Origin of the sequence: Chitinophaga flava, assembly GCF_003308995.1 — a bacterium.
Taxonomy (GTDB): domain Bacteria; phylum Bacteroidota; class Bacteroidia; order Chitinophagales; family Chitinophagaceae; genus Chitinophaga; species Chitinophaga flava.
Genome location: NZ_QFFJ01000002.1, coordinates 2,904,330 through 2,925,586, shown reverse-complemented (window position 1 = coordinate 2,925,586; position 21,257 = coordinate 2,904,330). Strand labels below are relative to the sequence as shown.

Annotated in this window: 20 protein-coding genes; 14 read left to right on the top strand and 6 right to left on the bottom strand. The window is 47.2% G+C overall.

From position 1 onward, the window contains the following. Positions 1 to 12 precede the first annotated feature (12 nt). From DF182_RS27520 to DF182_RS27505, 4 genes are all read right to left on the bottom strand, one after another. Entirely contained in the window at positions 13 to 1,194 is a 1,182-nt protein-coding gene (locus DF182_RS27520) for a T9SS type A sorting domain-containing protein (RefSeq protein WP_113618967.1), read from the bottom strand. A 285-nt stretch (positions 1,195 to 1,479) separates the two neighbouring features. After that, positions 1,480 to 2,844 (bottom strand): Gfo/Idh/MocA family protein, encoded by a 1,365-nt coding sequence (locus DF182_RS27515; RefSeq protein ID WP_113618966.1) that lies wholly within the window; start codon positions 2,842 to 2,844, stop codon positions 1,480 to 1,482. 11 nt (positions 2,845 to 2,855) lie between these two features. Next, the gene (locus DF182_RS27510) at positions 2,856 to 3,728 is read right to left on the bottom strand and encodes a sugar phosphate isomerase/epimerase family protein (protein WP_113618965.1); all 873 of its coding nucleotides are present in this window, start codon (positions 3,726 to 3,728) and stop codon (positions 2,856 to 2,858) included. A 79-nt stretch (positions 3,729 to 3,807) separates the two neighbouring features. After that, positions 3,808 to 4,296, bottom strand: coding sequence for a hypothetical protein (locus DF182_RS27505; RefSeq protein ID WP_113618964.1), 489 nt, complete (start codon positions 4,294 to 4,296; stop codon positions 3,808 to 3,810). A 140-nt stretch (positions 4,297 to 4,436) separates the two neighbouring features. On the opposite strand from DF182_RS27505, the gene DF182_RS27500 reads away from it, so the two are divergent. The 8 genes from DF182_RS27500 (at position 4,437) to DF182_RS27465 (ending at position 12,940) form a co-directional block, all read left to right on the top strand. Further along, positions 4,437 to 5,015 (top strand): DUF1579 domain-containing protein, encoded by a 579-nt coding sequence (locus DF182_RS27500; RefSeq protein WP_113618963.1) that lies wholly within the window; start codon positions 4,437 to 4,439, stop codon positions 5,013 to 5,015. A 523-nt stretch (positions 5,016 to 5,538) separates the two neighbouring features. Then, the gene (locus DF182_RS27495) at positions 5,539 to 6,282 is read left to right on the top strand and encodes a LytR/AlgR family response regulator transcription factor (RefSeq protein WP_113618962.1); all 744 of its coding nucleotides are present in this window, start codon (positions 5,539 to 5,541) and stop codon (positions 6,280 to 6,282) included. A gap of 10 nt (positions 6,283 to 6,292) precedes the next feature. Continuing rightward, positions 6,293 to 7,336, top strand: a complete 1,044-nt coding sequence (locus tag DF182_RS27490) for a sensor histidine kinase (protein WP_113618961.1) — start codon at positions 6,293 to 6,295, stop codon at positions 7,334 to 7,336. A 256-nt stretch (positions 7,337 to 7,592) separates the two neighbouring features. Continuing rightward, entirely contained in the window at positions 7,593 to 8,021 is a 429-nt protein-coding gene (locus tag DF182_RS27485) for a VOC family protein (protein ID WP_113618960.1), read from the top strand. 78 nt (positions 8,022 to 8,099) lie between these two features. Next, the gene (locus DF182_RS27480) at positions 8,100 to 8,879 is read left to right on the top strand and encodes a hypothetical protein (protein WP_113618959.1); all 780 of its coding nucleotides are present in this window, start codon (positions 8,100 to 8,102) and stop codon (positions 8,877 to 8,879) included. A gap of 54 nt (positions 8,880 to 8,933) precedes the next feature. Then, entirely contained in the window at positions 8,934 to 9,758 is an 825-nt protein-coding gene (locus DF182_RS27475; protein ID WP_245957576.1) for a PhzF family phenazine biosynthesis protein, read from the top strand. 285 nt (positions 9,759 to 10,043) lie between these two features. Next, positions 10,044 to 11,861 carry an ATP-binding response regulator gene (locus tag DF182_RS27470; protein ID WP_113618958.1) on the top strand — a complete coding sequence of 606 codons (1,818 nt, stop codon included), beginning with the start codon at positions 10,044 to 10,046 and terminating at the stop codon, positions 11,859 to 11,861. A gap of 104 nt (positions 11,862 to 11,965) precedes the next feature. Next, entirely contained in the window at positions 11,966 to 12,940 is a 975-nt protein-coding gene (locus DF182_RS27465) for a terpene synthase family protein (RefSeq protein ID WP_113618957.1), read from the top strand. Here DF182_RS27465 and DF182_RS27460 read toward each other — a convergent pair. After that, on the bottom strand, positions 12,934 to 14,070 hold the full coding sequence (locus DF182_RS27460) for a cytochrome P450 (RefSeq protein WP_161964287.1): 1,137 nt from the start codon (positions 14,068 to 14,070) through the stop codon (positions 12,934 to 12,936). The two genes, DF182_RS27465 and DF182_RS27460, sit on opposite strands and share 7 nt — an antisense overlap. 338 nt (positions 14,071 to 14,408) lie before the next feature. Here DF182_RS27460 and DF182_RS27455 point away from each other — a divergent pair, with 338 nt between their 5' ends. Together DF182_RS27455 and DF182_RS27450 are read left to right on the top strand one after the other, a co-directional pair. Beyond that, positions 14,409 to 15,389 (top strand): tetratricopeptide repeat protein, encoded by a 981-nt coding sequence (locus tag DF182_RS27455; RefSeq protein WP_113618955.1) that lies wholly within the window; start codon positions 14,409 to 14,411, stop codon positions 15,387 to 15,389. A gap of 65 nt (positions 15,390 to 15,454) precedes the next feature. Continuing rightward, the gene (locus DF182_RS27450) at positions 15,455 to 15,916 is read left to right on the top strand and encodes a hypothetical protein (protein WP_113618954.1); all 462 of its coding nucleotides are present in this window, start codon (positions 15,455 to 15,457) and stop codon (positions 15,914 to 15,916) included. Positions 15,917 to 16,032: 116 nt separating this feature from the next. Here the strand turns inward: DF182_RS27450 and DF182_RS27445 are convergent, their stop codons facing one another. Beyond that, positions 16,033 to 16,623, bottom strand: coding sequence for a thioredoxin family protein (locus DF182_RS27445; protein WP_161964286.1), 591 nt, complete (start codon positions 16,621 to 16,623; stop codon positions 16,033 to 16,035). A gap of 84 nt (positions 16,624 to 16,707) precedes the next feature. Between DF182_RS27445 and DF182_RS27440 the strand changes: the two genes are divergently transcribed. From DF182_RS27440 to DF182_RS27425, 4 genes are all read left to right on the top strand, one after another. Beyond that, positions 16,708 to 17,595, top strand: a complete 888-nt coding sequence (locus DF182_RS27440; protein ID WP_113618952.1) for a LysR family transcriptional regulator — start codon at positions 16,708 to 16,710, stop codon at positions 17,593 to 17,595. 25 nt (positions 17,596 to 17,620) lie between these two features. Then, positions 17,621 to 18,091 carry a nuclear transport factor 2 family protein gene (locus tag DF182_RS27435; RefSeq protein WP_113618951.1) on the top strand — a complete coding sequence of 157 codons (471 nt, stop codon included), beginning with the start codon at positions 17,621 to 17,623 and terminating at the stop codon, positions 18,089 to 18,091. A 191-nt stretch (positions 18,092 to 18,282) separates the two neighbouring features. Beyond that, on the top strand, positions 18,283 to 20,721 hold the full coding sequence (locus DF182_RS27430; RefSeq protein ID WP_113618950.1) for a TonB-dependent receptor: 2,439 nt from the start codon (positions 18,283 to 18,285) through the stop codon (positions 20,719 to 20,721). Positions 20,722 to 20,740: 19 nt separating this feature from the next. Continuing rightward, positions 20,741 to 21,232, top strand: coding sequence for a MarR family winged helix-turn-helix transcriptional regulator (locus DF182_RS27425; RefSeq protein ID WP_113618949.1), 492 nt, complete (start codon positions 20,741 to 20,743; stop codon positions 21,230 to 21,232). Positions 21,233 to 21,257 lie beyond the last annotated feature (25 nt).

The window sequence follows — 21,257 nt, the reverse complement described above, 5'->3', positions numbered from 1 at the left end:
ATCAGGAGCACATTACTGTTTGGTAATCATTTTAGTGTATACCTTACCGTTATAGGTCACTGTTACCACATAGGTACCGGTTGGCAGGTTTTTAGTATCCAGACTGGTCCGGTGCTGCCCTGGTTGCAGGTTACTGTTGAGCACCATGGCCACCCGTTTCTGTTGGGTATCAAAAACCTCTATGGTAGTACGACCCGCCTCTTTAACATCCAGATCGATATAGGTAATCTGAGGGAAAGGATTAGGGAAAATGTTGATCGATACTTTTTCCGTAGAAGCTGTCTTTTCCGCTACCGGCGGCGTTTCCGGAGTAGATAGCAACATAGGTGCGCCACAGGTAGCGCTACCTTCTGCAATACAGAAATCAGCAAATCGCACTGCTTCGTCGCGCATGCCGGTCACCAGTTTGCGGTAGATGCCCCATTTGGGCCGGCAGAAAGTAGTGCCGGTACGCCACATATCAATATTGTTGTTGCTATAGGTCAGCAGGGTACTGCCATCGCTTATTTTTTTGATGACCAGCTGATACGAACCGGTAGAGGTGAACGTAATTTTTTCTTCCACTTCTACCCAGGTGCCTCTGAAGTTGGCGAGTGGGGCACTGGCCTTTTCACCGCCACCAGACAAACCAGTGCCTGGCGTATATATCACCTGCAACTTCTGCGGGTTGCCGGCACGGGGTGTCAGCGTGATCAACGGCGCATCGGCATCATCCCCATCCCCTGCTTTTATCTGATGTAGATGACAGAAACCCGTCGTGGGTATAAAACCGGCATCTATTTTAAATTTCCACCGGTAGGTGACGGTCTCACCATAGGCAGCCTTCACATTGGCAGGAGAAGGTCCGAAGGTCTTGATCTCATTCCGCTGCCGGTCGGTATTGGGCCCACAACGATCGTTGTCCGGCGTGTTGTGAATGAAGAAGACAAACACATTTTTATTCAGCTCATTGTCAAATTCCTCGGTAATATGACGACCAAAAGAAGGATGGGCGCAGTCAGGTACTTCACTGGCAGTACCACTGCCTAAAACGCTTTCTATCAGTTCATAGGTGTTGCCAGGGCCGTTGGCAGAAAGCACCACCTGGGCATGGCTCTGGGAGAGACATAATATGCCGGCGGCAGATAAAAGGGCTGCCCTGCAGGATGTAAGCATACGCTCCCGCAGAAAGGGTTTGTTGGGTACAGGTTTCATAAGTGTTTATTGTTTTTGAGGGTTGTAGATTTAGTATTTTGGTTAAAAATGCAATCGATTGTTTAAGTTAACAATTTAGTGGGAAAACAACAAATGAATCTACTGTACTGTAAAAGATATTTTTCCGGTATGGCTATTTTTTTGAGACCTCTACAATACACAATTACCCGGCAAGGCTGGTTGTACCTTTTCGTATATGCCTGACAGTTCTATATTACCATCGCTGATGTGGCTGCACATTTTAAGGTCTGCGCCGCAGCGCAGACCTGTACCACCAACAACAATTTACATCGTAAATACTTTACCCCCTACCATCACTTCCTGCGTGGCCTCGTCAAAAGTAGCTTTCATACCGGTGCGGTAGGCTGCATTCCCCATGATCAGGGCTATAGAGTGAGAGTATGCTGCTTCAATAGGAGCATTCGGCTGTTTGCGTTCCCGCACACAGGTCATCCAGTTTCGTACATGCGCACTCGTGAGTGCATCACCTCCTGTATTGGCACCTGTTTCCACCTTTTCCTGTGTATTCAGCGACAGGGAAGGCAACAGATTGGCATGCATTCCCATTTCGCTGGCCTCTCTTTCTGTGAGCCCACCGGTACTACTGATTTTGTTGGTAGACATATCGATAGTGCCACCATTGGAATAATAGATCTCTTTAGTACCTCCGGCAGAATTGTGGAAACGGCTGCTATACATCACCTGAAAACCTTTCTCAGGCTCATTGGCCGGACCGTAATCAAATACCGCTGTCAGCGTATCCGGATTTTTACGACCATCATGCCACATATAAATCCCGCCGTTGGCCACGGCACTACGTGGGTGTTTCAGACCGCTGAACCAATGAACCGTATCAATCTGATGAGTCATCCATTGACCGAAAATACCGGAAGAATAAGGCCAGAACAGGCGGTACTCCAGGTATTTACGCGGGTCCCAGCTGTCTTGCGGACGCCCCGCCAGAAAACGTTTCCAGTCGGTATCAGACTCCCGGATATTTTTCACCAGTTCCGGCCTTCTCCAGCGTCCTGGCTGATTTACGTTCCAGGTCATTTCCACCATGGTGATGTCCCCAAACTTCCCTTCTTTAATGAAGTTGGCCGCCGTATGATAACTGCCGCCACTACGCCTTTGTGTTCCTACCTGCATGATCTTGCCGGATTCCTTCACTGCTTTGAGCGCATTGCGTGCATCTTCCATCGTTTCTGCAAAGGGTTTTTCACTATACACATCACACTTGTTCTTCACCGCTTCAATCGTGTGATAGGCATGCTGGAAGTCGGCCGAGGCAATAAACACGGCGTCCAGGTTTTTAATGCGGTACAGCTCATCATTATTCATACAGGCCTGTACGTTATGCCCCGTCTTCTCCTGCAGGAAAGCCTTCCCCTCCTCCCTGCGCCGGTTCCAGATATCTGATACAGCTATCAGGTCAAAGTTCAGTTCCTTATTGTGGCTGAAGAAAGAAGGCAGCAATGCCTGACGGGCACGATCTGAAAATCCGACCAGCCCTACATTTACCCGGTCGTTGGCGCCCATGATACGGGCATAGCTGCTGGCTGGCATGCCCATGGCTGTAATGGTAAGTCCTGCGCCGGCCATCAGTGATTGTTGCAGAAATTCCCGCCTTGTTTTTTTGGTGGATGTCATTGTAGCGTATTTTATTTTTTTCGGGAGAGATGATATACTTCTTTTAACTGCTCCTGCAGATAAACCATGGCTGCTGCGTATTCCCTGGCGGGGTCTGTCCACTTGCACTCCATCATGATACGCCCTTCATAACCTATTTTTTTCAGCGCAGCCAGGTAAGGCCGGAAGTCTTCGCCCGCAACACCTGGTGCTGTGCGTTTTTCCCTTTCCGCAATATGGCAATGTACCAGGTTGCCCCTGGCCTGCTCTATATTGACGGCCGGTTCATTTTCGCGGAGCATGTGGTAGATGTCTGCTGTCAAACGAAAATTGGGATGAGCTATCGCTGTTACCAGACGGTTTCCTTCGGCGACGGTGTTGATGAAGTTGGTTTCGGTAGCATTCAGATTTTCCATGGCAATGAGACAGTTATGCTGCTGCGCGATGCCGGCCATTTTGCGGGCCAGCGTAATAAACCTGTCCCTCGCCGCCACCGGATCTGCCCCTTCCGGTATCTTGCGCGCCTCCCCGCTTCCCAGTACTATCAGCCTGATGCCGGCTTTCTCTGCCCGGCGCATCACAGTGTCTACATACCCCAGCACCCAGGCTTCATCTACCGAAGGGCCCATCAGTTTAAGATAACCGGGAATAAAAACATTACAACTCTGTACCTGACAGCGGGCAGCTTTCAGTTTCGATAGGTTGACTTCAAACTGCGCCTCACTCAGCGACGGCGACAGCAGCTTGCGGACTGTCTCTTCCAGGAAGGTAAAGCCGGCAGACCGGGCCAGACTATCATTTTCTATGGAAGTAGCAATACCAATGACCGGCAGTTTCGTTTGTGCATTCGATTGCAAAAAATAGGAGGCGCCCAGGAAAAACAGGCATATCAGCATACTTTTCATAAAGTGGAAGACCCGGATAAAAACTGGCCTGACGAAAAAATAATAATTATCCGGGAGAAATCAAAGCCCTCATTTTTCCTCACGACCGCAACAACTCCAGTAAAGGCTCTACCTGCCGCCGGTAATCATATTGCAAGTCTTCATGCAACCCCACAACTACCTTCACGATCTTCTTCAGCTGCGCTGCAAATAAGTTTTGCAGTACCGTACTCTGCTTCGACAACAACCCCGAGTCACTCAGGCACTCACAGAAATAAATCAGCAACTCCGCCTCTGCTGGTTTCGAACCCATATACCGGATATGTTTGTTAGTGATACGCAGTATTTTCCGCAACTGTTTTTTAGCATTATGCAGATTACTTCCCTTCATCCCTTCAAAACCTGCATCTATCTCAGTTTTCACGGAATTGATATATCCCTGCTCATCGTCTGCATCAAACAAGAGATAAGTAAGCAGTTCTTTATTTTCTTTTTTATACTTCGCTAACCGTAAACATAATGCTGCCAGCTGTGCCGGTGGCACTGTTGCCAGTTCTTTCTTTAGTTCATTGATCGTTGCCGTTTTCATATGATATCGCTCTGCCTTAAAATCCCGAAAATACAATTAAATAGCATGGTATAACACCTATGTCCAACACCACACTGCATAATTAACTAAATTGCATCTCACTGAAAACCCCCATTACTCACTCTAAACAGCCTCAGACTATGAAAAAGTTTCATGTACTGGCAGTTGCCACATGGTGCCTGCTGGCAGTTACTTCCGCCTCCGCACAAAAGATAGACACCGCAGCTATCCACAGGGCCTGGATGGCCTACATGACTCCTGGTCCCGAACATGATCGACTGGCTAAAATGAATGGTGACTGGTCCTGTGAAATAACCTTCTGGAAAGCACCCGGTACACCACCGGAAAAAACAACCGGCACCTGCAGTAACAGCATGGTGATGGGAGGACGCTATCAGGAAGGCCGCGTCGTTTCTCAAATGGAAGGCAGATCCTTCGAAGGACTCAGCACTACCGCATATGATAACTCCCGTAAAATGTTTATCAACACCTGGATAGACAATATGGGCACCGGTATCATGATGCTGGATGGTAAATGGGACCCCACCATTAGCGGTATCGTATACACTGGAAAATATCACGATCCCATTAGCCATAAAATGATGGACATCCGCCAGGTGTATAAATTCCAGGACGATAACAACTACACCCTGGAGGCATACCGCATGATGAATGGCAAGGAAGTAAAAGATATGGAAGTAAAATTCAAACGCAAATAGGCTCCGGAGCGGCTGCCCCGGGTTAGGCTGGGGTGGTCCGCAGCGGCCTGAGGCCCTTGCTCAAAAGGCATCGGGCGTTGTTTCCTTTCGCCCTGACTGCCCATAACCCGGTTGAGGACACTGCCTAAAACTAATATTTAACAACAGGAAACAAATAGTGACCATCAAAACACATAAATATCAAAACGAATATAAAGAAATAGGGCACGGATATTAATTCCGGCAACACCTGCTGATCTTAACTCCCTACTTTTGAACCGTCTGCTATTGATCCCGGTATCATACCCGGAAAAAGGCTACCCGCCTATTTCCGGAAACAGGAGTTCTTCCTCTTTCAGCAGGCTCCCCCATTTATGAAAAAAATATCTAGTCATATAGTTTGTTTTCCTAAAAAACCCTATTTGTTGTTTTTAGCTGTTTTGCCGACCTTTCAATTCTTTGTTGATAACCTTACAGGTATTGCCCAACGGGTAATACCTGATTTTTTTATTACATTTAAAGAAATAACTCATATCAGGAAACTATGATCCGCACGCTGATTATCGATGATGAACCTGCCATCCGAAAAGACCTCGAATGGCTGATGAAACGCTACCCCGACTTTGTGGTGCTGGGTAGTTGTGGCAGCATCGCGGAAGCCAGGGTAATCATCCCCAGTACAGAACCGGAATTGCTGCTGCTCGACATAGAACTGGCCGATGGCACCGGTTTTGACCTGTTACAGGAATTTCCCGACCGGAACTTCCGTATCATATTTATCACCGCGTATAACGAACACGCTATCAAAGCCATCAAATTCGGGGCTTTCGATTATCTGCTGAAACCTGTGGATGAAGAAGAACTGATGGAAACGCTTAAACGGCTTGTTGCTGAAAGCCCGGTAAATACCCGCACACAGATCGATATTACCAGAGGCCATCTTCAACAGAAAAAATCCGGGTTGGTGAACCGTATAGTGCTCCGTTCCTCCCAGTACCTGCAGGTGGTGCCTTTCGAAGAAATATTGTATTGCCAGAGCGATAGCAGTTATACCACTTTCTATCTTACCGGTAACAGAAAGGTAATGGTCTCCCGTCCAATTAAGGAATATGATGAGCTATTACCCGAAAGCTGGTTTATCCGTATCCATCAGTCCTATATCGTTAACCATCATTTTATAGACCGCTTTCTGAAAGACGGTATACTGGTTCTGAAAGACGGAACACAGATACCGGTTTCGGCGCGTAAACGAGAATACGTCAGGCAGTTCCTGATGGGTGATCATTAATTTTTTTTGCATGCATAGCAGCTATCGGCCTTTTTTGCTTTTCCTCCTGCTTTCCGGCATCTGTAGCTGCCGGCAGCAGCCACTGTCCTCTACCCCTGCTGTCACACCTGTATTTACTGCTTCCCAGGTGGTAGGAGCTCCTTCTGTTTATCAGGAATATTACAACAAAGGAGATTATCAAAATGTGCTCCGTATCCTGGATTCAACCTCTAATACAGCCCTCAGCGAACAGGATGAAAAACAGATGTGGAAGGCAGCAGCCGTGCAAGGCCTGAAAGAACTGGAATCCCGGCAACAACAGATGCTGGACCTCAGCCGGCAATACAACTATCACCAGCAGATTATCCTGGTCCTCATCATGATCCTGCTGGCCCTGGGCATTTTTACCACGCTCCTGCTCATCCGGCAGCGCAGACTGGTGACCACAAAAATGAGCCTGGAACTGGAACAGCGCCTGCTGCGCAGGCAGATGGAACCCCATTTTATTTTTAATACACTCTCCGTTTTACAGAGCTTTATCCGCCGCGATGAGAAAGACAAATCCGTCAGGTACCTCAACAAATTCTCGCGGCTGCTGCGCCTCACCCTGGAAAACTCCCGCCATGGCCTGGTGCCGCTGCACCGGGAAACCGAAGCCATTGAAAACTACCTCAGCCTGCAGGTGGTACGGTTCGATAACGTGTTCGACTATACGATACAGGATATTCCCGAAGAAGACAACAGTGATATCTGTATTCCGCCCATGCTGTTACAGCCCTTCGTGGAAAACGCCATCCAGCATGGCATGCGTAACATAGCCCACCACGGACATATCAGCATTGCCCTTGAACTGAAGGAAGACATCCTGCACTGTATAATCGAAGACAATGGCCAGGGATTACAGCCGGTGAAAAAAAAGGAAAAACACACACTTTCCGGCACCGTCGTGCGTGAGCGGCTGAAGATGCTCAGTCATCAGACCGGGAAAGCTGCCACCCTGACGATCACCGACAAACAAACAGAAGGTCGTACTGGCGTAAGGGTTACCCTCATGATTCCTGTCCAGCGATGCTAATATGCCTGCTGTCTTTTACCAAACTTAGACAACAGCGTTGTCATTCTGATGGGCTCGTTTCTCCCCGGGGAAATATGTCATATGCAGATTAAAAAAAGTATTATTTTTTGGTTACGGTGAACAAATACAGCAATTACTGTTTATTATTGGTACATATTTGTTATGTGAATGCATACTGAGATACCTGTGATGTGATAGATGATCTATACCCCAAAAGCAAAACCATCATTCATTCATCACCATAAAACCATTTCCAATGGCTGCATTAAATCCTTATCTCAACTTCGATGGTAATTGCGAAGAAGCCTTCAACTTTTACAAAAGCGTATTTGGCGGGGATTTTACCAATCTCACCCGTTTCAGTGATGTTCCCAAAGAATATCAGGCCAGTCCCACAGACGGTCAGCTGGTGATGCACGTGTCACTACCAATCAGCGATGGTTCTGTGCTGATGGGCAGCGACCGTCCGGCATACATGGGAGCTATAACCAAAGGTGACAGTTGTTATCTTTCCATCACTACCACCAGCGAGGAAGAAACCCAAAAACTTTTCAATGGCCTTTCTGCCGGAGGCAAAGTGCTCATGCCACTGGACAAAACATTCTGGGGCGCCTATTTTGGTATGTTCTCAGATAAATACGGTGTGCTGTGGATGGTGAATTACGATTACAACCAGCACAGCTGATTTTTGTGGTCTTTCCGATACTCCCGGTCAGCACCGGGAGTATCATCCAGCATCGTACAACCCTCAAAATTCAATCTTATGGGCAACAGGACATATTTAATGATCAAGACCGATCCGGAAAACCAGGAAGTACTGTTTGAAGGCAATAACAGCCTGGCGTACTTCTGGCTGCTGTTACTGGAAAAGCACGATATTGAACGTGTGAAACCTGCCTTTCAGATGTTATACGAGACAACAGATGAATCCATGGACGGAGAGCCGATTGATACAGACATCCGGATTCTCCGGAGCGAGGCCCTTCAAAACGGGGCTGTGCACCGGTCTTATATCGGAACCGTTTATCCTGCCCTGTTGCCATTATACGACGAGTGGCTGGCTTACCTGGCTGCTACCCCCTCCCATGATGATATATTGTATATAGACCTCGAAGAATTCAGTGGTTTTTATGCCAATGTGAACCAGTTTCTGGAAGAACTGCTGAGTTTTTATACCCATGTAAAAAAAGGTGATGCCTATTTTGAGCCGGTGATTTCCTCCACCACTGGCTGGGAGGCTATCGGCAGAAAACAGTTTTATGAATTCTCCGCACATTACCGCAGCACGCCGGAGACTGTCCCTTACCGGAAAAAAATAACGTCCGGACAGCCCATTTCCGCGGGTTACAAACTGTTACTCTGGATCTGGGGAATCATTAGCGTTGGACTCTTTGCCACCGGCATATACGCTGTCACCCGTTTTCAGGCGCTCTGGTCCAAAGTGCTGGCAGCCCTGATTATCCTGACGGGTGTCCTGTTGTTGATCATCGGAGGGTTTACCCGGATCTATGAACGAAGCCAGCAGAAAAAAGCCGCTCCCTGACAGCCTCCTTTCTTCTTTACATTTACGGAGATAATCGTTAATACTGTAACTTAGATGCGGATGACTATTTATACGAAAGAAGAAATGATGCAACTTCCCCTTTACCAGATTGATGCCTTCACTGATCGTTTGTTTGCAGGTAACCCGGCCTGTGTAATGCCACTGGAACACTGGCTTCCCGACGAGGTGCTGTTGAAGATAGCCCAGGAAAATGCAGTAGCGGAAACGGCCTTTTTTATTCCTGAAGGAGATGATTTTGCCCTTCGCTGGTTTACACCTGAAATTGAAATGGACCTATGTGGTCATGCCACACTGGCTACGGCCCATGTTATCCATACCATCCTGCAGCATCCCGGTGACGTGCTGCGTTTTCATTCCCGTAGTGGTCTGTTGAAAGTAAATGTAGAAGGGGCCCGTTATGTGCTGGAATTCCCTGCCCGGCCGCCGGTGCCTGTTGAGCTGCCGGAGAGCATCCGGCTGGCATTGGACCGTATGCCCGTAGCGGTCCTCCAATCCAGGGATTATGTGCTCGTATATGCGTCAGAGGAGGATATCCGGGAAATACAGATAGACCGGCAGGTGCTGGACCGTATTAACCTCGATCCTGGTGGAGTGGTGATCACGGCTCCGGGTAGTGACTGTGATTTTGTGTCTCGCTTTTTTACGCCGCAGGCTTCTATATTTGAAGATCCGGTGACCGGCTCGGCTCATTGTTCGCTGATTCCTTACTGGAGCGGGCAGCTGGGCAAAAAAGAGCTGCTGGCCCGGCAGTTATCTGACAGAGGAGGTACCTTGTATTGTGCCGATCAGGGAACAATTGTTAAGATCGGCGGTGAGGCAATGACTTATTTCACTGGAACCTGCCGGGTGAATTTATGAAAGGCGAGCACATCAATATTCTGAATTTCAATCATTTACATTAATAATATTTCAATCTGGATAGAGAGGTAACATCATAAGCGGGTATATTCGTAACAGTTTTTTTGTTAATCTTTAAATATGTTAAAATAATTACCCTATTATGTGCCAAGTTTTTGTTAAATTTAGCTTAACGACACACACCTCAGGATGGAATATGATTGTAAGGTTCCAGTCCTACCGCCCAGAATAACCATAAAAAGACTCATCTCTAGCTAACCTCAACAATGAAAATTTGCACTGCAGATGAAAGAAATCACTGTATTATTTAAAGCGCTCCTTCATTTAGGTAACAGCAACCTTTATGAAAAGGAGGAAAATCACCGGATCAGCAAAATCAACATTATTACTGCTCTACTGATTCTATTGAGTTTGGGACTCGGTTCGGCCTATTGGATACTTTCAGGATACTTCTCCATTTTTGTGGCGACTGTTATCGAAAGCGTTGTATTTTTCGGCGTGCTTTATCTTAATAAAAAGAAAAAGCATGTAGCCGCAGGGATTACGCTTCAGATGATCATCAATCTGGCGATCATCTATTACGGACTTATTCTTTCTGCAGCTGTGGACCCAATCTGGCTGACACTTTTCCTGCTGATTTGCTGCCTCTCCTTTATCAAAGTAGGTGCCGCCCAGACGTATTGCCTGGTTATTTCAGCAGTATCCCTCTTATTCCTGGAGCTGAACCGCTCTATGCATTTTGTGCCGCCGCTGGACTTTAGCCCCGCGATGCTCAACTTCATCTATTATTGTACGGCATTTACAGTGCTGACTCTTACCTCCGTTTCACTGGTATCTCTTGTACATTATAATGCAAAACTGTTTCGTACCATCAGTCAGCGTAACCATCAGCTGACCGCCCTCAACCGCGAACTGCATGCCGCCAATACACGATTGGAGCAACAGGTAAAGGAAAGAACGGCCAATCTGGAAAAAGCTGTTACTGCTAAAAATATCTATGTACGTGAACTCACACACGAACTGAGAACACCGCTGAATGCCATCTACAGCATCGCCCAGCTGAAACTGTTGTCTGGCAAAGACAAAGGCCAAAGCGAGAAAAAAATTGATGAAGATCTGTTCATCGCCTGCCGTAACCTGCAAAGCCTGATCAATAACACCCAGGACAAATGTAAACTGGAAACCGGCAACTTCGACGAAGTCAAAAAGGAATCCATCCTGCTCTTCAGCTGGATCACCAACATCGTCAATATCTACCAGTATTTCGCCAATGAAAAAAGAGTGAAGATAGAACTGGAAGTACAACCCAACTTTCCTTCTGCCATCCTGGAAGACAGTATCAAGCTCACAAAAATTGTGAATAACATCCTGGTGAATGCTATCAAATTCACCCGTTCCAATACCAGTATCTTCCTCCGCATCTACCGTGACGATACCCACTGGTACGTTGCCGTAAAAGACCAGGGCGCCGGCATTTCTCCTGACAGGATCTCCACCCTGTTCAAGGAGTTCACCCGCACCACCATCAACTTCGCCGAAGGCAGCGGCCTTGGCCTCAATATCACCAATCACCTCGTAAAAATACTGGGTGGCACCATCCAGGTACGCAGCATTATGGAAGAAGGAACAGAATTCGTAGTCACCTTACCGTTAGTACCCTTTACCGGCGAAGTCAAATCTGCTACCATTGAGCTTCGTGAAAACAACCTGATTTCCTTTGAAGGTAAAAAGATACTGGTGGTGGAAGACGACATCATGACCCAGCGTTACCTGTCTCTCCTGCTCAGCAAACGTGGTTTCTCCATCATGCATGCCGACAACGGACCAGAAGCCATCAACAAAGCCTTTAACCAGCCCGATATCATCATCCTCGACATGAGCCTACCCGGCAAATCGGGAAAGGATGTGCTCATAGAACTGAAATCAAATCCCACTTTAAAAAATATACCTGTCATAGCCGCATCGGCGGATACCGATGAAACAAATATTCAGGAAATTTTACTGGAAGGGGCCTGCGATTACATGATCAAGCCTATCGACTTCAATATCCTGATTGATGTATTAGTGAAAAACCTTCTAACAGGAGCAATCGTTAAAAATTAGTTTTAAGCAGATATCAACAACCGTTTCAACCGTTTCCCTTTTTTTAACTCGCGTATACCTGCGCGAATAGGTACCTTTTTGTTTATCACCGATTGTCGTTGTTTATGAATCAAACCGAAACTGCCAAGATTGTCATTCCAAGGCTGTACTGCCCCTTTTCCACCAGTATCAGTCCTTACGTGGAACTCGTTTCCACCAACACGTTCGACTTCCTCCACAAATACCAGCTGCTGAACAGCGCGGAGGAAGAACGTTATTTTGCCCGGTATAAAATGGCCTGGATGACCTGCCGTACGATGCCGGAAGCGGACTTCGAACTGCTCTGCTGTATAGACAATCTATACAGCTGGCTGTTTGTGCTGGACGAGCAACTGGACCATGTAGACCCTTCCACCGCGTACATCCGGGAAGAAAATTACCTCCAGCAACTGGTGGATGGCTTCTCGTATGTGCTCAAACACAAGGTGTCTGCCATCGACAACAAATTTTTCCATGCGCTCAGTGATATCTGTATCCGCCTGGATGCGATGAGCAGGCCCAGCTGGCAGTCACAGTTCCAGATCAGCGTACAGGCCACCTTCGAAGCGGCCATCTGGGAAGCCAAAAACAACAAAAACAGGGAAAGACATCCAACGGTGGCGCAATACATGCATATGCGCCTCTTTTTTTCTGCAGCCAATATCGGTACCGATATCAATGAGCTGGCCACCGGCGTATGGCTGCCCATGTATGTGCTGCAGCATCCAGCCATCGTACACCTCACCTCTCTCGCCAGAAGAGTGGTATGCTGGGCCAATGACCTGTTCTCACTCCGTAAGGAACTGGAACATGGCGACGAGCATAATCTGGTAATGATGCTCAAATACCACCACAACACTACCCTTGAAGAGGCAGTGTTGATGGCGGCATCTGTTCATGATAATGAAATAAAAGAATTTGTATCCTGCAGGGCGGCGTTACCGGATTTTGGGGAAGAGCTGAATAAAAGGATACAAGTGTATGTGAACGGACTAGAGACAATGATCGCCGGCTTCTTTCACTGGAGTATTACAGATACTCCCAGATATAACCCCTATTGATATACGTTCACTGTAGAGAACGTGACCGGTAATTTTGTAAAGCCCGTAATAATTGTACTGGGCGTCATTTCAATCTTCACTCCCTCTTTTATCCGGAGATCTCTGATCCGGGAGAATACTACTTTTAACGCTATTTCTGTTTCCATTTTAGCCAGTGGCACCCCAAAGCAGTAATGGATACCATGTCCGAAACTGAGGCTATCAGCGTGATTAGAACGTCTGAAATCAAACTTATCAGGTTCAGGGAACACTTCAGGATCATGGTTGGCAGCTATCAGCCAGACGTTAAGGTAATCTCCTTTTTTGATCTGCTGCCCGTGCAGCTCCAGATCATGTTTGGCAACCCTTGTCATGGATTTGGCAGAAGGAAGCACCCGCAATACTTCATTGATAATATTGTCAAAATCTTCGGGATGATCCAGGTAGTGATCCAGTACTTCCGGATGGTGACAGAAAGTATAGGCAATGTTACCCAGCAGTGAAGAAGTGGTTTCAAAACCAGCGAGGAACATACCTACTACTGTGCCCAGCAAGTCTTCGCTATTGAGCTTTTCACCATTTACTTCTGACGCCAGCAGATGAGAGATCAGATCATCCTGGGGTTCTATCCTTCTCATTTCAACCATTTTGTCGAGATAATCAGCAATCTGTTGTTGCGCAGCAAACGATGCCTGCATCTCTTCCATTGTTTTTACATTGGTAACGATAGTGGTAACCCAGCTATGCACCTGCTGATGATCTTCTGCCGGAATGCCGAGCAGTTGGGCAATCACGCGGTTAGGTAATGCAATGGCAAAATCATGGATAAAATCCATCTCCCCTCTTTCGAGCAGCGGGTCGATAATGTCTTCGCACTGCTGACGGATCCAGTCAGCATGTTTGGAGATAACCGATGGTACAAACACTTTGGCTACCAGGGAACGGAGTTTTTTGTGATCGGGCGGATCGCTCTGGTTGAGGTTTCTGCCCATGATGTTTTTGCCGAGGTTAGGGATAAATAAATTGGAAAAGGAATTATAATCACCCAACACTTGTTTCGCTTCCTTATGCGAAAAAATCTGCCATGCGCCTTGCACGCCGTAGTAAAAAACAAATTCCGGATCATACACAACCGGATTTTCAGCTCTCATTTTTGCAAACCAGGGAATTGAATTAGGAGAAACCATATGTGATAGCATTTTATGCGGGCATCACATGAAATGCCCGCAGGTACAAGAAAAACGGTGATAAAAACAAGTTAAAAACGGTGATAAACAGATATGCCGTTAAAGAAACAAAAAGCAGGAAAACTTACACTATGTGTTGAATTAAGTATGTGTTAACTGACCGTTAATCGATGATATTTTACGAATAACCCTGATGATATCAATCTGATAGAATCCTTATCAATTGCGGGAAAGCGCTTGTTTCAATTAATAAAAATATTACCTTTCAACTTTGTTAACAACATCATTATCCCCTGTCATTTATGGTAACCAAAAAGAATGCAAAAACCGCCGTTTTACCAGATGAATTAGCAAATATCCTGCATGATCTGCTGCGGGATGCAGAAGGATTACGGGAATCTGACGTGCAGTTGGCAGCCAATACTACAGCTGCTGCCTGGGCACTGGTACCGGAGCCCAAATTTGATAACAAATATACGTATCTGGTGTTGAGCAATCATATCCCTTACCTGTTATCAGCCGGTCGTTTACATGAAGCACATAATCTGGCTGGTCAGTGGGCGGCAGATGTGGAAGGCGGTGGCGAGCCAGTCAGGGAAACCAAACCCTATGTTTTACTGGGTGCCTCCCTGTTGTATCTTCAAAAAACGGCACAGGCCAAAACCATCTTCCGCATGGCGAGGCGTTACGGGGTGCGGATGCACGAATTTCAGGGGATGCCCCGGTTTTACAGGACTATTGCCGATGGCAAACTGAATGACGAAGTTGTTATCCAGCAGTATTTTCAGCAGGAAGTAATACAGGCAGAACGAACCCGGCATGCCGCTACATCCGCAGAGATAACGACCGACATTACCCGTCAGATCGAAACACTGAACACCAAAGGCCAGGAAGCCTATGATGAACGCAACTATGCAAAGGCCGCCAGAATATGGATACAGGCACTGGACCTCATACCCCCTCCACAAGAGTATTTCAGCGACAGCGGCTGGCTCAACACCGCCATCGGTGATGCCTGCTTTATGCTGAAAAAATACCAGGAAGCCCTGCAATACCTGCTGGCTGCCAAATCCAATATTGTAGAAAACGGATCGCTCAACGCCTTTACCATGCTAAGGCTCGGCCAGATCATGCTGGAAACCGGAGAAGAACATGAAGCCCGGGAATACCTGATGCGGGCATATTTGCTGGGAGGAACAAAAATATTTGAGAAAGAGGATGTCAGATATTTTGAACTGGTAAAACATCAGCTGGAACTGAAGAGCCAGTCCACAGGCCACTGATGAACAATTAGCTGGAATCGGTTGTTCCCTACAGGACCATCTATTCCTGATCTAAAATCATTTCCATGAAAAAACTGTTTTATCTGCTCTTCGCTGGTCTGGCAATAGCTTCAGCCTGTCAGAATACACAACAAAAAGATGAAAAAGCCGCAAAGGAAAAAGCAAATGAAGCAGCCAATGCTGCTGACGCATCCGTGGCCCAGCAGGCTGCCAGCGATTCAAACGCTGTCAACGCGGTAGTTGCTGCCATCCAGTCCAATATCGACCATGCGATGTCTAAAATAGCCATGCCGGATTTCCAGAAAGCCAATGCCCGAAGCCTGGCGGAAGACTTCCATAAGTATCTTTCTAAACTGGTCAATACCAACAGCGGAAAAAAAGCCAATGAATACATGGACAAACTCAATGACCTCAAAAAAGAATACGATAAAAAAGTGGCAGCTGAAAAACTCGATCCGGTAGATAAGAAAAAGCTGGAGAAATATATAACAGACATGCTAAGCGCCGTGGAAAACGCCAATCCGTGATCCGCAACGCCGTATACCATAACAATGGCCTGTGCAGCAGTTTGCACAGGCCATTGTTGTTTACTGGCAGAAAAAAACTATTACGTATATATATTACCGTTATACCCCTGTTAACATTACGCTGGCAGAAAATCTGCTTTCTCCGCCCATACCGATCCGGGATAACTGCTTCTCAGTTCCTGCCAGTAAGGTACCAGTGCATCGAAATCCCTGTGAGCTGCGAAAAAAGCCGCTACACCAGCCCAATACAAAGCTTCCTGATGCAGGGAAGGATATTCACTGCTGTAAGGCAATTCCTGCAACAAAGGAATAGCCGCAGCCGGCTGTCCGATGCGTACCTGCAGCATCGCTTTGCCCAGTGTCAGTTCGGCGATGAACTGATGCGGAGACAGATAACCGGCTACCTGACGGATCACACGGCCATCGGGTGTGTACATAAACAACGCCGGGGTCCATATCAGGGCATGCACCAGGTACTTGTCTGAAAATGCCTTGGTGAGGTTGCCGGTGTTGTATTTTACCAACACATAGTTTTGTTCGAGGTATTCCTGTACCGACTCATCTTCGTAGGTGAGTTCGTCCATCCGCAGGCAGCCTTTACAGCCTACAGACCAGAAATCGATCAATACAGCCTTTTTAGTGGCCCTGGCCAGTTTAAACGCCTCATCCACGTTTTGTTCTGTGAAGTGTTTTACGGTTGTTTGCATAAAATGAATTTTATGATTCAAAGGTAGCAGCACCACATTCATTATAAAAATGAATAGTTTTCGTATTTTTAATGAAAATCTCTCATGATTACAACCAATGATCTGCAGCTGGTAGCACATATTGTGGAGCAAGGTTCCCTTACCCGTGCTGCTGATAAAATGTTTCTGACACAGAGCGCGCTGAGCCATCAGTTGAAAGACCTGGAAAAACGGGCAGGCATGCAGTTGTTTGAGCGGGTCAATAAAAAGCTGTTGCTGACGCCTGCCGGCAGAAGGATCATGGAGAGTGCCACCAGTATATTACCACAACTGGCCCGGCTGCAGGAAGACATACAAGCTTGCCGCAAAGGCCGGTTACACAGTCTGCGTATCAGCACGGAGTGTTATACCAGTTATCACTGGTTGCCGCGTGTTATCAGTCAGCTGAAGGCCCTGCATACAGAAGTGGAGATATCGATAGTAGTGGCAGCCACACAGAAGCCACTGACCTATCTGATGAACGGGGAGCTGGATCTGGCCATCATCAGTAACACGGCCCCCCATCCGGCCATTCAGACCCAGTCTTTATTTTCCGACAATCTGGTGGCGGTACTGCCTGGCCGGCATCCGTTGGTTGGCCGCAAATCATTATCTGCCGTAGATTTTGCCACCGAAAACCTGCTGACCTATGATGTAGCCGAAGAATCCAGTGCCTATAGCGGGCTGCACGAGTTCTTCCGGGAATCACCACCTGCCAGCATCACCCGGCTGCAGCTGACAGAAGCCATCGTGGAAATGATCCATGCCGGCATGGGCATTAGTATCTTTGCTACCTGGGCTATAGCCCCCTACCTGAAAAACAGGGACCTCGTGACCCTTCCGCTGAAGTCACCACTACGCAAACGCACCTGGAAAGCCGCCTACCTCGACAAACAAAATCTGCTGATCCGGCAATTTATCAATCACATCCGGCAGCATTTCAAACCGGAATAAATAACTTACTTTAGTTACAAAAAAGATGCGTTACCTATACGTTACCCTGTTATGCCTGCTGGCAACCGCCTCCCTCAAAGCCCAGTCTGACACAGCCGCCGTAAAACATGCTGTAGATAAATTATTTACCGCTATGCACAGCAGCGACAGCACCACTTTAAAGGAATGTTTCTCCCCTAATGCCGTATTTCAGACCATCAGCAACGAAAATGGAAAAACGGAAGTTAAAAATGTATCCGTGGCCCGTTTTGCGGAGATAATCGGTAAAACGCCCAAAGGAGATGTCGACGAACGTATCACCTATGGAGCCATACATATCGATGCTGCCCTGGCCTCCGTTTGGACGCCCTATCGTTATTATTATCAGGGCCAGTTCCACCACTGTGGTGTTAATGTATTCCAGCTCGTAAAACTCAACGGGAAATGGAAAATCCAGTATGTCATTGACACCCGCCGCAAAGATGCCTGCGTAGAGGAGGAAAAGGCAGCACAATAGTCTCCCCCTACAAAACACTTTTAGAACAGGCGCCCCTGCCTATATGGGTGCGCCTGTTCTTTTTTTATCTTCCTTACACCGTTTATCCATTCCGGCAACCAGCAATAAATATTTATGTAAGTAATTACTATTACCCATACAAATACGAAAACATTCGTACTATTTTTGTTTCAAAATTCAATCCTCCCCAAATGATGAAACGATTATCCATTTATGCCTTTGTCATGTTAATTTATGTTACTACTTACATAAATAATGCATTTTCTCAGACCACGCCTGCATCCTACGCGATTAAAGGTACTTTCGCCACAGCAGACAACAGTCCTGCAAAAGATGTAGTGGTACAGCTGCTGACAGCAGCTGATAAAAAACTGGTCAAGCTGGAATATACCGACGCACAAGGTAATTTCAACTTCGATCGGATACCAGCCGGCGAATACCTGGTGGCCACTCAAAGCATGGCCTACAGCCCCTGGCTGTCCGCTCCTATCACGCTGCGACAAACCACTCAGCTGGGCACCATCAGGTTGCAGCCCACCTCCACCACCCTGCGCGAAACCAATGTGGTGGCAGTCAAACCATTTATCCAGCAGCAGTACGACAAAACGGTCCTTAATGTGGCCAGTTCTATCTCTGCCGCCGGCAGCACCGCCCTTGAAGTGCTGCAAAAAGCACCGGGCATCACCATCGATCAGAATGATAACATTGCCATGCGCGGCAGACAGGGCGTACTCTTCATGATAGATGGTAAACTCGTGCCCATGTCAGGCCAGGAACTGGCCAACCTGCTCAGAAACCTGTCTGCCAACCAGATCGAAAAAATAGAGCTGATCACCAACCCTTCCGCCAAATATGATGCAGCAGGCACCTCCGGCATTATCGATATCCGCCTCAAAAAAGGGAACAGTAGCGGCACTAACGGTAACGCATCTCTCAGCTATGGCCAGGGCAGATATCCCAAACTGAACCCTTCATTCAACTTCAACAGCAAATTGAAACGGGTCAATATCTTTGGTTCCTATAACTATGCGTTCCGGCAGGATTTTAATGACCTTACCATTGAACGGCAGTTTTACGACAATAACAATGAATACACCGGCAGCAACAATTATCAGAACTTTTTCCGCCACAGCACAAATAGTCACAACGCCCGTATTGGCGCGGATTACAGCCTCACATCAGACATTGTGGTAGGCATTGTGGCCAACGGCATCTTCAGCAAAAATGACATCACTACACATAGTGATGGTCAGTCTCTTGATGCACATCAACAGAAAGCAGGCTCCTTCCTGACCCTCGGTGATAATCATCCTCAGAGAAACAATGGAAGCATCAACCTCAACTACAAACATAAACTGGACACCACTGGCAGAGAATTAAGTCTGGACCTGGACTACGCCCGGTTTACCTCCAGTGAAACCCAGAACTACACCACCTCCTACCACTATCCGGTTAAGCCGTCCTATGTACTCTACGGCGATCTTCAGGGCGATCTTCTTATCCGGTCTGTAAAAGCAGATTATACCCAGCCCCTGAAAGCTATCGACGCAAAGCTGGATGCCGGCATCAAAAGCAGCTGGGTAAAGGCTGATAACGATGTTCGTTTTTTTGACAGGAGCAATGGCACGGATATACTAGATGCGGGCAAAAGCAACCATTTTATCTATGATGAAAACATCCATGCAGCCTATCTGAATGCATCCAAAAAATGGCCCCGACTCAGCATACAGGCAGGCCTACGCGTGGAAAACACCAATGCCAAAGGAGTACAGGTGACCAGTAAAGACAACTTTGACCGCCACTATACTCAGTTCTTCCCCAGCGGTTATATTGGATATACTTTCAACAAAACACATGACCTGGGCTTATCTGTGAGCCGCCGGATCAACAGGCCCTCCTATAGAGATCTGAATCCCTTCAAGGTATTTCTGGACCCGCTGACCTACGCTACCGGTAACCCCTATCTGAATCCGGAAATCACGGAGTCGGCGGAACTGACCCATACCTTCCTGGAAAAGTATGTCACCAAAATCGGGTTCAGTACCACTACTGATAATATCCTGATGGTGCTGTCTCCCGACACGCTTCCCAATAGCGTGATCCAGACAGGCCGCAACCTTGCCCGTTACAATTATTACAACTTCAGCTTCAGTTTTCCGATCACTGTCGGCAAATGGCTGAACAGCACCAACGATGCGCTGGTATATTACGGAGAATACAAAGGCGATCTTGTCAATACCCATCTGAATGCCAGCAGGGTCACTTTCAGCTTCAATTCCACCAATACCGTGATCATAAATGCCAACACCACCCTGGAGATCACCGGTAGTTATGACAGCCCTTCCTACTATGGTTTCCTGGACCTGAAGGATTTCTGGTTTGTGAACATCGGCGCACAACGGCAGCTATGGCATAAAAAAGCGTCCCTCAAGCTGAACCTGTCTGATGTTTTTGGTTCCAGCCGCACCAGTGCCTTCACCCGGTTGACGGGTTATGGTGAGACATTTCTTCAGCGGAGAGACAGCCGTGTATTGACGTTTACCTTCAATTATAAATTCGGTAAAAGCACTGGCAATAGCAGCAGTAAAAAGACCGGTGGCGCAGAAGAAGAAAAACGGAGGGCCGGGTAAAAATTGATATATTAGTTCCATGAATCTCGTTAATGAACTGGAAGAACTGGCACTGGCCACCCGTCTGAAAAGGCTGAGCGATCGCCTTTCGCAGGATGTAAGCAGGATATATAAAGAAGCCGGCCTGGCCTTTGAGGCGCGATGGTACCTGATTCTGGAACTACTTGTCAGACAAAAACAACTGGGCATTACTGAGATATCTGAATCGTTGCAGCTCACCCATCCGGCAGTGGTACAGTTTGTAGAACAGATGCTGGCACATGGACTGGTCAAAACCACCACCGACAGCAAAGATGCACGCAGAAGGCTGATCTCCCTGACAGCCGCCGGTAAACAGACCTATAAAAAACTCAGCCCTGTGCTGGCTGTGATCCGGGATGAGAATAAGAAATGGCTGGAGGAAGCCAGTGCAAACATGCTGCAGGTATTGTCAGAACTGGAACTGGCACTGGACAAAAAGAGCATGTACAAAAGGATCAAAATCAGTCTGCTCGAACAATCCGACGTTTGATATATTATTATAAAGTGGCCCAGGA